The sequence below is a fragment of the Thermodesulfobacterium sp. TA1 genome, assembly GCF_008630935.1.
Taxonomy (GTDB): Bacteria; Desulfobacterota; Thermodesulfobacteria; order Thermodesulfobacteriales; family Thermodesulfobacteriaceae; genus Thermodesulfobacterium.
On sequence record NZ_CP043908.1, the window covers coordinates 426,343 to 441,160 of the forward strand.

The 14,818-nt window shown below is 35.9% G+C and carries 13 protein-coding genes; 11 read left to right on the forward strand and 2 right to left on the reverse strand.

Annotation, left to right across the window (positions count from 1 at the left end; all coding sequences use genetic code 11):
- The first annotated feature begins 4 nt into the window (after nt 1–4).
- Genes F1847_RS02250 through F1847_RS02300 form a run of 11 tightly spaced genes read left to right on the forward strand, consistent with a single transcriptional unit; the run spans nt 5 to nt 10,032 of the window.
- Complete coding sequence (locus tag F1847_RS02250) at nt 5–1,861, forward strand: hypothetical protein (RefSeq protein ID WP_150071486.1); 1,857 nt, start codon at nt 5–7, stop codon at nt 1,859–1,861.
- Between the two features lie 7 nt (nt 1,862–1,868).
- Entirely contained in the window at nt 1,869–3,215 is a 1,347-nt protein-coding gene (locus tag F1847_RS02255; RefSeq protein ID WP_150071487.1) for a sigma-54 dependent transcriptional regulator, read from the forward strand.
- Between the two features lie 2 nt (nt 3,216–3,217).
- Complete coding sequence (gene flgB / locus F1847_RS02260; protein WP_150071488.1) at nt 3,218–3,616, forward strand: flagellar basal body rod protein FlgB; 399 nt, start codon at nt 3,218–3,220, stop codon at nt 3,614–3,616.
- Between the two features lie 2 nt (nt 3,617–3,618).
- The gene (gene flgC, locus F1847_RS02265; RefSeq protein ID WP_150071489.1) at nt 3,619–4,029 is read left to right on the forward strand and encodes a flagellar basal body rod protein FlgC; all 411 of its coding nucleotides are present in this window, start codon (nt 3,619–3,621) and stop codon (nt 4,027–4,029) included.
- 20 nt (nt 4,030–4,049) lie between these two features.
- A complete protein-coding gene (gene fliE / locus F1847_RS02270; protein ID WP_150071490.1) occupies nt 4,050–4,343 on the forward strand; it encodes a flagellar hook-basal body complex protein FliE in 294 nt (97 codons plus the stop codon).
- A 24-nt stretch (nt 4,344–4,367) separates the two neighbouring features.
- A complete protein-coding gene (gene fliF / locus F1847_RS02275; protein ID WP_168194235.1) occupies nt 4,368–5,930 on the forward strand; it encodes a flagellar basal-body MS-ring/collar protein FliF in 1,563 nt (520 codons plus the stop codon).
- A gap of 7 nt (nt 5,931–5,937) precedes the next feature.
- Nucleotides 5,938–6,948: a flagellar motor switch protein FliG gene (gene fliG / locus F1847_RS02280; RefSeq protein WP_150071492.1), complete on the forward strand. Its 1,011-nt coding sequence runs from the start codon at nt 5,938–5,940 to the stop codon at nt 6,946–6,948.
- The gene (locus F1847_RS02285) at nt 6,941–7,708 is read left to right on the forward strand and encodes a FliH/SctL family protein (protein WP_150071493.1); all 768 of its coding nucleotides are present in this window, start codon (nt 6,941–6,943) and stop codon (nt 7,706–7,708) included. Before fliG ends, F1847_RS02285 begins: the two co-directional genes overlap by 8 nt.
- Nucleotides 7,698–9,005 carry a FliI/YscN family ATPase gene (locus F1847_RS02290; protein WP_150071494.1) on the forward strand — a complete coding sequence of 436 codons (1,308 nt, stop codon included), beginning with the start codon at nt 7,698–7,700 and terminating at the stop codon, nt 9,003–9,005. Before F1847_RS02285 ends, F1847_RS02290 begins: the two co-directional genes overlap by 11 nt.
- A gap of 1 nt (nt 9,006) precedes the next feature.
- A complete protein-coding gene (locus F1847_RS02295) occupies nt 9,007–9,438 on the forward strand; it encodes a hypothetical protein (RefSeq protein WP_150071495.1) in 432 nt (143 codons plus the stop codon).
- A complete protein-coding gene (locus F1847_RS02300; RefSeq protein WP_150071496.1) occupies nt 9,439–10,032 on the forward strand; it encodes a MotE family protein in 594 nt (197 codons plus the stop codon).
- A gap of 8 nt (nt 10,033–10,040) precedes the next feature.
- Here the strand turns inward: F1847_RS02300 and F1847_RS02305 are convergent, their stop codons facing one another.
- Entirely contained in the window at nt 10,041–12,467 is a 2,427-nt protein-coding gene (locus tag F1847_RS02305; RefSeq protein ID WP_150071497.1) for a diguanylate cyclase, read from the reverse strand.
- Nucleotides 12,468–12,470: 3 nt separating this feature from the next.
- Nucleotides 12,471–14,801, reverse strand: a complete 2,331-nt coding sequence (locus F1847_RS02310) for an ATP-binding protein (protein ID WP_150071498.1) — start codon at nt 14,799–14,801, stop codon at nt 12,471–12,473.
- Between the last annotated feature and the right edge of the window lie 17 nt (nt 14,802–14,818).

Genomic DNA, 14,818 nt, shown 5'->3' on the forward strand with positions numbered 1-14,818 from the left:
AAGGATGTCTAAGGGGTTAAAATTTGTTTGCTTATTTTTGGGTTTGTTTTTAGCTTACTTTATTCCTAAGGTGTTTTCTCAGCCTAAAAATTTACAAAACGCAACCCTTATTTCTTCTAACTTTACCTTGACCTATCAGCAAAAAGGAGAAGAAATTTTACAGGAAATAAAGAACGCTTATGCTCGAAAAGAGTATGAAAAAGTAGTATTTCTTGCTAAGTCTTTACCTGCTCTCTTTTCTGTAAGACCAGAAGAAAATTTGCTTATAGCAGAAAGCGCTTTAAAAGAAGGATTTTTATCAGAGGCAATCGATTTTGCTCAAAAGGTAGCTTCTGTAACCAAAGGCAGAAACGAAGCCTGTGTGGCTAATCTTATAAGGTTTAAATCCCTTTTTTTGATGGGAAAAGGCCCTTTAGTGGTTAAAGAGGTAAAAGAATTTCTTGATTCTTATTGTGATGATGCTATCAAAAAAGAGGCTAAAATTCTTTTGTATCACTTTAAAGTTTTGCCTGAAAAGGAGATAAAGGACCTTTCAGCTACAGAGATAAAAAAAAATATAAGAGAGTTTTATAAAACCCAAATAGTTTATCTCTTGCGTCAGGGTAAGGTTGATGAAGCAAGGTCTAAGGTTTTTTACTACATAAACGTATATGGGGCTCCAGAAGAAGCCCCAGAACTTCTGTTAAAACTTGCAGAAGCTTATTTTAAAAAAGGAGAGCGAGAAAAGGCTAAGAACCTTTATCAACTTATCATTACTTTTTGGGATAAAGGCAACCCAAGTTTGGTTTCTAAGTTTAGGCTTTATCAGATAGCTTATGAAAAAGCGCCTTTTAAAGAACTTTTACCAAGACAAACTAAAGAAGACCTCCTTTCTTTTTCCGCACAGGTAAAGGCTAAATTTTCTAAAACCCCTTTGGCTGAAGAGGCGCACTTAGTAGAGTTAAGGGTGCTTTCTGACCTTAAAAACTATAAATTTTTAAGAAAAAGCGCTTTAGAATTTTTTCAGCAATTTCCTGAAAGCTTAAACCTAAAAGAAGTAAACCAATTTTATTGCATGGCTGTGTCTCAACTTTTTAAAGAAGGTATCGAGGCCCAACGCATTTCTGAGGTTTTATCCTTAGAAAAAGAAGATAAAGAACAATTGGCTAAGGTAAAATGTGGTGAACCCTTTTATGTTTTAGGAAACATGTTTTTAGATTATAAGCTTTATACGAGAGCTGTCTTAGAATACATCAAGGCCTTTGAGGTTGGGGTGCCTGCTGAGATAAAACCTTCTCTACTTTTAAACCTCAGCTTTGTTGCGGTTGAAACAGAAGAACCTGAGGTGTTCTTTTCTGTTTTTGGGTACTTGCTCTCGACTTATCAAGAGAAAAGTTTAGCTACCTATCCTTTTTATCATTACCTTAGGACTTTATACGAAGGAAAAAAAAGTTTATCTCAGGCAGAAAAATATCTTACCCAAGCTTTATCTTCTAACCTTTCAGATTTTTATAAAAAAAGGCTTATTTCTTTTATGTTTAATCAGGCTCTTATTACTAAACAATATGCCAAAGCCTGGGGATATCTGCAAAATTCCTATTTTCAACCAGAGCTTAAGGATTACCTACTGATCCTTTTAGAAAGTTTAGGTAAAGACAACCTTACCTTTGAAAGGGCTCTTGAGGTAGCTAAACAAAGGTTCCCTAAAGAGCCTAAGATAGCCCTGATAGAGGTTTATTATTTAGAAAGCAAAGGAAAGATAGGAAAGGCAGATACCATATGGCAGGGATTGACCGAAGCCTCGAATTTAGAAAAAGAGCTGGCTGAAATTTATAAAAAAAATAAAGAGCTGGTAGAAAGAGCACAAAAGTTAGTTTTTTAGGAGAAAAATGAGAGGAAAGGTTGTCTTAATAGGAGATAGTTTAGAAATAAAACTTTTAAAAGACTTTTTGGAAGAAAGAGAGATAGAAACTTTTTGGTCTTCTAAAAAGGAGGCTTTCCCTAAAATAGACCCAAACGAGATAGATGTCATGGTTTATGAACTTGATTATCCCCAAACTAAAAGCTTAGAAATACTTCATCAACTTTTTAACCAAGGGGTTAAAAACATCGTTTTTTTAGCAGAAAAAGCAGACTTAGAAGATGCGGTTGAGTTTGTAAAACATGGTGCCTATGATTTTAAACTCCTTTCTACCCCTCTTGAGTTAATAGAAAAAACCGTGCTTTTCGCTTTAGAGGACAAAAGGATTTTATGGCAGGAAGAAAGTTTTATCACCCGAGATCCTTATATGTTAGACATCTTAAAAAAACTTGAAGTAGTATCCCAAAGTAAAGTTCCTGTTCTGTTGATAGGGGAATCAGGCACAGGAAAAGAGCTACTTGCCAAGTATATACATCAAAAAAGTCCAAGAAGGTTTGGTCCTTTTATAGCTATAAACTGTGCCGCCCTTCCTGAAACCCTTCTTGAATCAGAACTTTTTGGCTATGAAAAAGGAGCTTTTTCTGGAGCTAACTTTAGGAAAAAAGGAAAGATAGAACTGGCAGAGGGAGGGACTCTATTTTTAGACGAGATAGCTGAGATGAACCCTAATCTTCAGAGCAAACTTTTACGTGTATTGCAAGAAGGGGAAGTTGATAGACTCGGGGGATACCATCCGATAAAGGTAGACGTTAGGTTTTTGGCAGCTACCAATAGAGACATTGAAAAAGAAGTTCAAGAAGGTAGGTTTAGGTCAGACCTATACTATAGATTAAACGTTATTACCGTTAAAATACCACCTTTAAGAGAAAGAAAAGAGGATGTCAAATTTTTGTCAAGTTTTTTTCTGGAAAAATTTTCCCGTTTATACCGAAAGACTTTAAAAGGTTTTTCTGAAGAGACACAAAAATTTTTGTTGGAATATCCCTTTCCTGGAAACGTAAGAGAACTTAAAAACATGATAGAAAGAGCAGTTCTTATCTGTGAAAAGGACGTGATAGAGGTTAAACATCTGATAGACCCTTTTTCTCAAAACGAAAAAAGAGAAATGAGCTTAGGCATGAATTTTGATAATAAATCTTCGGATTTAGTGGTAAAACCTTTGGAAGAGCTTGAAAGGGAAGCTATCATGAAGGCTTTGGAAGTGGCTAAAGGTAATAAAACACGGGCGGCTGAGCTCCTTGGGATTACGGTTAGAACGTTGAGGAATAAGTTAAAACAATATCAGGCTACCAAGTTTTCTGAAGGGAGGATTTAAGGATGTGGGGGTTGTTTGAAAAGACATTTAATACCGTAAAATTAGCTCTGAACTTAAGGGCTAAAAAACATAGCTTACTTGCTTCAAACATAGCCAATGTTGATACCCCTGGTTATAGAAGAAGAGACCTCCCTTTTGAAAAAATTATGCAAACCTACCTTTCAAACGAGTCTAACCTTAAAACTACCAGACCTAAACATTTTACCGGTAAAGAAAACCTTGTCAAAAAAATGACGGAAGAAATGGAGAGGGTACAGACTTTAGGTACTCCGAACAATGTAAGTTTAGAAGAGGAGATAAGTTTATTGACTGAAAATCAGTTGATGTATGAAGCTACTTTACAGGCCTTGGCTAAAGAGTTGGAAAGGTTGAAAGAGGCAATTACTGAGGGAGGTAAGTAAAAATGAGACTTTTAGATATTTCTAAGGTTGCTGCAAGTGGGCTTTTTGCTCAGAGAACCAGATTAAACGTAGCAGCCACCAACATAGCCAATGCTCAGGTAACAAGGACTTTGGAAGGAGGTCCTTATAAAGCCAAAAACGTGGTGTTAAAGGCTGTTCCTCTTAAGGACAGAGAAAATCTTTTAAGGTTGGTAAAAGTAGATAGAATAGAAGATAGTAAAGCCCCGTTTAAAGAGGTATATGACCCAGGACATCCAGACGCAGATGCAAGAGGAATTGTCAAATATCCTAACGTAGACGTAATAACTGAGATGGTTGAGCTTATTTCAGCCGGCAGGGCTTATGAGGCAAACCTTTCTGTGCTTTCTACTTCTAAAAGTATGACCCAAAGAACTTTAGAGCTTTTAAAGTAAAAAGGAGGTGAAGGGATAAGATGAAAGTTAATCCATCGTTGTTAAATAGTTATCAAAAAGTGGGTAGTCTCACTCAAAAAGAAAAGGTAGAGGTTCCCAGTTTTAAAGATTTTTTAGTAGAAAAAATAAAAGAAGTTGACCAGGCTCAAAAACAGGCTTTAGCCTCCATCGAAGCCTTGGCTAAGGGTGAGGAAGTAGACCTTTCCGATGTGGCTCTTACCATTTCCAAGGCTGACACCAATTTTAAACTGCTCTTAAGGATAAGAAATAAAGTGCTTGAGGCCTATCAAGAAATCATGAGAATGCAAATCTAAGCTTAGGGGAAGACTGAAATGGCAATGCCTAATCTTAGGGAACTCCCTGATCAACTAAAAGAGTTTTGGTCTAAGTTAGATACCAGAAAACGTTTGATGCTTATAGGAGGAAGTTTAGGTCTTACTCTTTTGTTGGTTTTAGGGGTATGGTTTATTTCTAAACCAAGCTGGGGATTGCTTTATCGGAGTATGGATGAAGTTTCTAACAGTCAGATTATACAGTATTTAAAAGAGCAAAAAATCCCTTATAAAGTTGAGACAGACGGAAGTATTTATGTTCCTAAAGATAAGGTACCTGAGCTTCGTATGGAAATCGCTGGTAAAGGATTAGTAGGGGGTTATCGCGGTCCTGGGTTTGAACTTTTTGATAAAGAACAGATGGGTCTTACTGAATTTCAAGAAAAGGTAAACTATCAGAGGGCTTTAGAAGGCGAGTTGGCAAGAAGTATTCAAGGAATAAAGGGAATAAAATCGGTCAGGGTCCATTTAGCCATGCCTAAGGAAAGTCTTTTTATCGAAGAAGAAAAACCTCCAAAAGCCTCTGTTTTGATAGAACTTCTTCCTGGGTATGAACTTTCTCCTAATCAAGTAAGGGGGATTGTAAATTTTGTAAGCGGTGCTGTTCCTAAGCTTGACCCTAAAAATATAACCATCGTTGATGCTACTACCGGAAAAAGCATTAGACTTCCCTCTGAAGAGGAAGAATTTACTACTACTCAACTGGCTTATAAGAAAAAGATAGAGGATGAACTAAAAGCCAAGATAGAAGATATGTTAGAAAAGGCTTTAGGTCCGGGAAAGGCGGTTGCTCAGATTGCGGTAGACCTTTCTTTTGATAAAGAAAAACTGATGGAAGAGACCTACGACCCAGAAGGCACTGCGGTAGTCTCTGAAGAGGCAGAAGAAGAACAAAAGACCTCTAAGGGACCTTCGGAGGGAGGGATAGCAGGGGTTAAAGGTGCTCTTGAGCAAAAATTTGAGGCCACCTCTCCAGAGCAACCCCAAGGCGAAACTTACTTTAGAAAAAAGGTAGTAAGAAACTACGAGGTAAGTAAAAAGGTAAGGAACCTTGAAATTTCTCCAGGAGGTATTAAAAAAATAAGTGTAGCAGTGTTGGTTGATAAATCAGTGCTTACTGACAATTCTACCGAAAAAGTGGTATGGTTAGAAAATTTAGTAAAAGGTGCTATTGGCTATAATCCAGATAGAGGAGATGAAGTTAAGGTTGAGGCTAAAGAATTTACTAAACCACCGATAGTTAAACCTGGGGTTATGGATTACGCAGCTAAGTTTTATAAACCATTACTGATAGTTTTAGGTTTGATAGTCCTTTATCTTTTGGTGATAAGACCACTACTTAAAAGCCTTGCACCTAAGCCTACCCCAGCTCCTGAGTTAGAAAAGGTTGCTGAAGCTGTTCCTCCTACCTTAGAGGCTAAGGTTCCTGAAGAAGAGGGCCCTTTACCTCAGGAGGTTGCTTTAGGTATTATACACAGTCAGCCTGAAAAAGCTGCTATGTTGGTTAAAAAATGGCTCTTAGAAGAAACCTTAGAAGAAAGAAAGAAAGCTTTGGCAGAGGCTGGATAAATAGGTTATGGCTAAGATAGACCCTGATAAACTTACCGGTCCTCAAAAAGCAGCTATTTTTCTTATGTTAATGGGAGACGAATTTACCTCCGAGGTGTATAAGTACTTAGATGAAGACGACATAAAACGCATCGGTATAGAAATGGCTAAGATAGAATATATTCCTGCTGAAGCAGTAAAGAAAGTACTTGAAGAGGCTAACATTGAAGCCAAAGAAATGTTAGGAGATGTAACCATCTCTCCTGAAGAGTTTTTAAAACAGTCTCTTATTCGGGCTTATGGAGAAAAAGGAAAGGAACTTTTTGAGGAAATAAAAAAAGAGATAGGTCCAGAGACCTTTAAAAAACTTAAGAAACTTGACCCTAAAACTATAGCCAGTTTTTTAGCAAACGAGCATCCCCAAACTGTAGCCATCATTTTAGTCCACTTAGACCCAGAACTTTCAGGTCAAGTTATGCAGTTCCTACCAGATAAGCTTAGAGCAGAGGTGCTTTTAAGAATAGCCCTTTTAAACAAAGTAGACCCAGAGATAGTTAAAGAGATAAGCGATGCTTTGGAAAGTGAACTTCAAAGCGTAGGCGGGGCGTTGGGTAAAAAAATCGGAGGCCCTGAAAAGGCTGCAGAGGTGCTTTCTCATGCAGGAAGAGAGCTTGAGGATGAGATTTTAAGCGAGATAGAGGACGAAAATCCAACTTTGGCAGAGGAAATAAGAAAATACTTGTTTACTTTTGAGGATTTCCTCAATGTGGATGACTTCGCTATTCAAACCTTGCTTAGAGAAATCTCTACTGATGACTTAAAATTAGCTTTAAAAGGAGCCTCCCCTGAGATTAGAGAAAAATTTTTCCGCAATATGAGTAAAAGAGCGGCAGACCTTATGAAAGAAGAGCTTGAGATGATGGGGCCTGTAAGGATTAGCGAAGTTGAAAAGGCTCAACAAAACATCATTAGGATTGCTAAAAAATTAGAACAAGAAGGTAAAATCATCCTTAGCAAAGGCGAGGAGGAGTTTGTCTAAGGTACTTAAGAGCCATAAAATTTCTGTATTAGAACTTTTAACCCCAGATTTAAGCCCTACGGAAGAGGAAAGTTTTAAGTCCATTTTAAAAGATTTGGAAGAAAATCGTGGAGTTTCTATTAAAGAAGAGATTAATGCTTTATCGCCTGAAGAACTTTTAGAGGAAAGGCTTAAAGAAGGTTTTGAAAAAGGATATCAAGAAGGTTTGGATTTAGGAAAAACCGAAGGGTTTAAGCAAGGATATCAAGAAGGGTTAGACAAGGGATATAAAGAGGGAAAAGAAAAGGCTGAGCAAGAACTTAAGGCTAAATATAAAGAGTTAGAAGAGGCCCTTAAGAAGGATTTTGAAAATAAAGTAAAAGAGGTTTCTCAGTTTCTCCAAAAACTTGAAGAAGAGACCAAGACTTTAGTTTTAAACTTAGATAAAGAGGTGTTAACTTTAGCCTTAAAAATCGCCCAAAAGATAGTATTAAAAGAAATAAACATAGATAAAGAAACTACGCTTAACGTGATAAAAGAAGCTTTAAACTATGTAGCCGAAGGTATAGAAATTAACCTTAAGGTTAATCCTGAAGAGTTAAGTTTTTTACAAGAAAAACTTTCTCAGTTGATCGGTCCTTCTTCTAAGATAAACCTTATCCCAGATCCTACGATTTCTAAAGGAGGGGTTTTTATAGAAACCGCTTTAGGGGTGGTTGATGCTACCATAGAAAAAAGATGGGAAAGATTGTTGCAGGGGATTTTTAAAGATGAGGGTTAAAGATTTAGAGTTTTACCATAAAAGGATTGATAACCTTCTTCCTTTTGAGGTTTATGGTTATGTAACTAAAGTTTTAGGTTTAACCATTGAGAGTACAGGTCCCTTTTTAAAGGTAGGTGACCTTTGTAAGGTTGAGGGACAACAAAAAAGCATACTTGCTGAGGTGGTAGGCTTTAATGACAACCGTTTTATCCTTACCGCTTTAGGAGAGCTGAAAGGGATAGAAATAGGGGCTAAGGTTTATCCTTTAGGGTCTTCCTATGCTCCTGTAGGAGAAAAATTCTTAGGGAGGGTAGTTAATGCCTTGGGAGAACCTTTAGACCAAGGATTAGCCCCAAAGGCCTCAGATTTTTATCCACTTTATGGAGAACCTCTTAAACCTTTAGAAAGAGCACCTATTAAAGAGATTTTGGATGTAGGGATAAAGGCTATAAACGCCCTTTTGACGATAGGCAGAGGACAAAGAATGGCTATCATGGCAGGCTCAGGGGTTGGGAAAAGCACCCTTCTTGGTATGATAGCAAGATATACCGAGGCTGATGTTAACGTTATAGCCTTGATAGGAGAGAGAGGAAGGGAAGTAAGGGAGTTTATAGAAAGAGACTTAAGAGAGAGTATTAAAAAATCGGTGGTAGTAGTGGCAACTTCAGATGAAGCCCCTTCTATGAGGATAAGAGCAGCTTACTATGCGATGAGTTTAGCTGAATACTTTAGAGATAAAGGCTTAAGAGTGCTTTTATTAATGGATTCTCTTACAAGGTTTTGTATGGCAGGAAGAGAAATAGGGTTAGCCTCAGGAGAGCCTCCTACTGCTCGAGGTTATACCCCTTCGGTCTTTGCGATGCTACCCAAGGTGCTTGAAAGGGCAGGGGCTAAAGTAGGAGGGGGAGATATCACCGGTATTTACACCGTCCTGGTTGAAGGAGACGATTTTAACGACCCGATAGCAGATGCGGTTAGAAGTATCGTAGACGGACATATTGTACTTTCTAGAGACCTTGCCCATGAAGGGCACTATCCTCCGATAGACGTTCTGGCAAGTATTAGTAGGTTGATGAAAGATATAGTCCCAAGAGAACATTTAGACTTAGCTTATCAAACCATTTCCGTGCTGGCTACCTACAAAAAGGCTGAGGACTTAATTAACATCGGTGCCTACGTAAAAGGTTCTAATCCTGAAATAGATAGAGCTTTAGCCTTGATAAAACCTTTAAAAGAATTTTTAAAACAACATTTAGACGAACGCTATGACTTGCTAACCTCTTTAACCCTTCTTAGAAACATTTTAGCAGGATAAAATGAGAAATAAACTTAGAGCCCTAAAAACTTTAGCCTGGTATAAGGAACTAAAAGAAGAGCAAGCTAAGGCTACACTTTTACAAGCTAAACAAGTTTATCAAATCCTTTTAAAAGAAAAAGAAAATTTGATAAAGGAAAAAGAAGAGGCCTTTAAAGGTTTAGAGAATAAAAAGGTATTAACCGCAGAAGAACTAAAGACCTATCTGGAAATTTTAGAGGTTTTTTTTGTGGCTAAAGAAGAGCTTGAAACAAAAATAAAAACTCAAGAAAGAGAAATAGACTTACTTTTAGAGGCCCTAAAGAATGCCTATCAAGAAAAAAGAGTAGCTGAAATCTTAAGAGATAAAACCTACAGGTTATTTTATGAAGAAGGTTTAAAAAATTTTTATCGACAGATGGACGACTTGATGGTGATTAGAAGAGGGAAATAGATGAAAAACAAGTTTATCAAGCCTCCTAAAATTAGGTTAAATTTAGAAAAATTTAAAAAACTTAAGTTTCTATCAAGGACTAAAAACCTTTTTTGGGTTTTGTTTGGTTTAGGGGTTTTTAAAGTTTTTTTAGCTTTGTTGATTTTTGGGGTTTATACTTATGAGTTAAGCGCTAAAGAAGAAAGAATAACTGCAGGTTGTCCTCCTGATTTTGCAGATTTTTTACAGGTAGAAAGACAAAGACTGAGTGATAAAGAAAAGGAGTTAAAGATAAAAGAAGAGGAGTTAAAGCTTTTAGAGGCACGTATTCAAGAACAACTTACCTCATTGAAAGAATTAGAGGCCTCGATAGAGGACAAACTAAATAAGATACAAGCAGTTAAAGACCAGAGAACGATTCTTCTCGTAAGAGCTATCTCAGAGATGAAACCCTCTAAAGCTGCTGACATGCTGATAAACATGGACAAAGACATGGCTGTTAAGATTCTTTCTCAGTTAAAGAGTTCTCAAGTAGCAAGTATTTTAAGCGCCATGCCTCCAGATAAAGCTGCTTCCCTTTCAGAGGCCCTTTCAGGCGAAGGAAGTAAGGAATAGCAATAGATTTAATCTGCTATTACCCGGTTTTTACCAAGGTTTTTAGCTTGGTAAAGCCTTTGGTCTGCTATCTTATAAAGTTCCTCTAAAATTGTACCGTCTTCTGGTAGGCTTGCTATTCCAAAACTTGCGGTGATGTTTATGATTGTTCCTCCTTCTAAATCAATAGACATCCTTTCTATGAGAAGCCTAAGTCTTTCAGCCAGTTTTTTGGCTTCTGCCTTGGAGGTTTGAGGAAGAACTATGATAAATTCTTCACCTCCCCAGCGTCCTACCATATCCATTTCTCTTGTATTTTCTTTAAGCAATTTGGCTATTTTTTGAAGTGCTAAATCCCCGCTAAAATGACCAAATCTATCGTTTATAGTCTTAAAGTCATCAAGGTCTAAAAGTATGATAGAAAGGTTGCCCCCTTTTCTTTTCCAAAGGTTAAACTCTTTTTTTAAAAATTCTTGCACACACATCCGGTTGTAAACCTTGGTAAGATAGTCGGTATAGGATATTTCTTTTAGTTTGTTTATAAGGTAAAGATTAATGAAATAGAAAGAAAAGTTAGTAAGCATTTTCTTTAAGTTTTCTTTTTCCAGGTCATTAAAAGGACTCTTTCTTATAAGACTAAAAACCCCAACTACTCTACCTTCTAAAATCAAAGGATAACAGAAGAAGTAGATGTTTTGTTCGTTTTTTAAAATTGGACAAAATGTTTCCTTATGTTCTATCAAAGTACCTGTTCGGTAGGCTTTACATTCGTTTATGTTGCCCTCTACACATCCTTTCCATAAAACTTTGTCTCCTTGGACTTCAATCGACAGGATTTCTCCTGTTTCAGCGTTTATTTCTATAAACTGTAAGGTATCTATAAAATCAAGCAGATATTTATAAAGCACAGATAAGGCTTCTTCTTTAGACTTGCAAAGGCTTAGCTCTCGGTTTAAATTTTCTATCTGATAGATAGGTTTAACCTTGCTTGATATTACTACATAAGGTTTGTCAAGGGTAATTTTAAAAACATAAGTTTCTACAGGTATTTTGTCTCCGTTTTTGGTAAGATAAAGCCTCTCACTTTTTATTTCTTTTCCTTCTTTTACCACCATATTAAGGTTTGTTTTTATTTGCTGATAAGGTAGGTAAACGAGGTCATAGATAGTTTTTTGGTTTATCTCTTCTTGATTATACCCAAGAATAGATAAAACCATCTGGTTGTAAAACCTAAAAGTTCCGTCTTCAGGGTCTACTACTAAAATCATACTATCTATCGAGTTGATCAAGGTTTTTATGACTTCTATCTGAGTTTGCAAATCGGTTAAAAAACGATGATTTTGGGTAATGTCTCTTAAAATTAGATGGATTTTTCCTTCCCCTTCAACCTGAAGTTTAAGATAAGAACCTGAAGCTTCAAAAATCTGTCCTTTAAGGGTTTTTATCGGTTCTTTATGGACCTTGTTTAATTTTTTTAACTTCCCGAACAACCGATACCAATCTTCTTGGTCGAAGACTTCATACACACTTTTTTCATTTATCTGTTCTCCCAAAAGTTCTTGGGCTTTGGCACTTCCCCAGTAGACGACCTGGTCATATCCTAAGTCTAAAATTTCAAGCACTACCTCAGGTAAGATATAGAGTAAATCTTTGGCTTGTTTAAATTTGTTTTCTATATAAGAACTATAAGTTTCTTTTGCCATAGACAATAAATCCCTAGTAGAAAGGAGACCTATTGCCCTTTCCTCTTCATCAACCACTACCAAATGATTAACCCCGCATGCCTTGAACTTGATTTTTACATAGGATATTGGCTCGTTTTTAGAAACGGTATAAACTTTTTTTAAGGCGATGTTGCGCAATTTTTCTGAAAGGTTTTTTAGCTCAAAATTAAAGATAAAATCTTTTTCTGTCAGTATTCCTACCGTCTTTCCCGTATCTTCAAGAATAGGAACAGCACCGATGTTTTTTTCTACCATCAAATTCAAGGCATCTTGTAAGGTATGGTCTGGGCTAAGGTAATAAAAAGGTTTGTTTTTGATAAAATGTCCTGCAGTTATTTCTTTTTTAAAAAGGTCTGGGTCTAAAATTTCAAAAATATCTTTGTGAGTTATTACGCCCCTATAGTTTCCCTTTTGGTCTACTACTATCAATCGCCTTATTCCATATTCTATCATAATGGTGAGTGGTATAGCTAAAGGCCTGTCTTCACGAATTTTTACTAAGTTTTTTTGTGCATACATCCGTACCTTTTCATCTAAGGAAACCCCTGCAGCTAAACATCTTATCAGGTCTCTTTCGGTAAAAATACCGGTAGGAAAGTGATTTTCCAGAAGGATTACAAAGGTCTCTCCGGTTTGATTCATCTTTTCTATTAATTCTTGAAAAGTCGTATTAACGGTGATGGTTAGAGCAGACCTTGGGATTAAACAGGCCAAAAGTTCAGTAAAAACCATTTTTTAATCCCTCTTTTTTAAAATAATATCTCTTACCAAACTTTGGACCTCGTTACAATCTATCCCAGATTTTATCAAAAACCTAACATTTTTATAAGGATGTTTGTTTAAAAGTTCTTCTACCTTAGACTCTGCTGAGATTAAAATTACAGGGATTTTTGAGTTTTTTTCGCTTAAATAATCTAAAATTTCTATCCCAATCCCGTCGGCTAAAAAATAATCAAGGATTATTAAATCTATTTTTTCTTCTTGTAGTATCTTAAGCCCTGTCTGAGAAAAGTTAGTCAAAAAAAGAGTAAACTCGTTTTTCAAGCATTCTTTAAGCTGATGCATAACATATTCAGAGTCTTCTAATATGAGGAGATTTTTAGCACCTGATATTTCGGCTTTTAAAACCTCAAGGATTTTTGAGTCTTCTCTTACAGGTATGGAGAAATGAAAACAGGTGCCCTTCCCATACTCACTTTCAACCCAGATTTCACCTTTATGAAGCTCTATTAATTTTTTTGTGATAGCAAGACCAAGGCCTGTCCCTTTTGTAGATTTATAAAAAGGATTATCCAGTTGGGTGAAAGGATTAAACAGCTTAGGGATATCCTCTTTTTTAATCCCTATTCCGGTATCACAGACGCTAAAGATATAGACCTTTTTTGATTTTGACACTTTAATTTCAATCCAGATTTTACCCCCTTCAGGGGTAAATTTAATAGCGTTAGAAATCAGGTTGAGAAAAACCTCCTTTATTAGTTTAGGGTCTACATACAAATTAAAAGAAGAAAATTGAGGGTAGTAAAATTCAAGTTTTTTATTCTGGATAAGGGGTTTTACTATCTCAATAACCTGAAATAACACATCTTTTATGTTTATCTTTTCGGGTTTGAATTCAATTTTTCCAGCTTCTAATTTTGCAAAATCAAGGATGCTGTTCACCTGTTCAAGTAAGGTTTTTCCGGCTATGTAGATTTTTTCAACATAAGGCTTTATATGCTCGGGCACATCTTGTCGCATTTGCAAAATCTGAGAAAACCCTAATATGGCGTTTAAAGGTGTTCTGAGTTCATGACTCATATTGGCTAAAAACATGTCTTTAGCCTTACTGGCAGCTTCTGCTCTATTTGCTAATTCCACAAGGTCGAGTTCTCTTTGCTTTAATAGAATTAGCAGTTTGCTTATACCTAAAAGTAGTTGAACAAGGTCCTTTATGTAAGGTTTGTAAGGGTGGGGATATAGTCTTATGCAAAAATAAACTTTTCTATCATCAAAGACACCAGAAAAACCGTGAACTATATCATAATAGTTATCTTTGGGTTTTTCATACAAAAGACTTAGGTCTTCAATAGCCCATAAAAGAGTGTCTTTTAAAGTTTCCTTTATCGTTTCCGTAAGGTTTATGAATGTTCCTTCTCTAGTTTCTTTTAACTCTTCGTCTTCATAAATCATTTCTGTGATTTTATACAGGAGTTTTATTCCAGAGTTAATTAAAAGCACCATGCCGCAGGCTGTGTCTTGAATAGGTCTGAATAGGGCTTCCAAAATTTCTCGAGAGGTTTTTAAAAATTTTTCATAAATAGTATCTAATTCTTTAAGTTCTCCTTTTTCTACCAGCACTGCCATTTTATATAGATAAGAAAACCAATTTAATTTTAGATTTTTTACTTTTTTTAAAATTTCCTTATCTAACCCTATTTCTTCTTTTTCTATTTTTTGTAAATGTATTAGGAGAGGACATTCTTCAGGGGTTAAAGGGATGTTTTTTTCTTTTAAAACTTTGGTTAAACCTTCTTTCTCATTTAAGTCCCACCAAGCCCGAACTACCTTGACCGCTTTTTCATGAATTTTAACGGCTTTAAAAAGTTCGTTAATCTCTTGCAGTATGCTCTCATAGAAAAACCTATTTATAGGATTTTCATAATATTTTTCGTAAAAAGACAGTTCTACAAATTTGAAAAATTTAGTAATAAAAAGAAAGTTTTCTTTGATAAATTCATCTTTTTGTGCTATTTCATAGATTATAGAATTAAACAAAAGGAATCCGTAGCCTAAGTCTGCAGGTTTAAGTCCTTTTTGGAAATGAACATAAGATGTTTTTTCTATTAAAGCATCTAATTCATTTTTGAGGTCTGGCGAAAACCACAAATTCCTCCAAAATTCTTTCAGTTTTTTTTCAACCCTCGGTAAACCTTTTGCCGGAGATTTATCCTTAAACTCTGGGCGCTTTAAAATTTCTGTAAAAAATCTATAACAAATAAAGTCTTCATATAACCGTAATCTTTCTCCTATTTCTTTTCTTTTGTTTAAGTCCTCTACCTCAGAAAGTAGAAGTTCTTTAACCATCGCTCTCTTCCTGATTT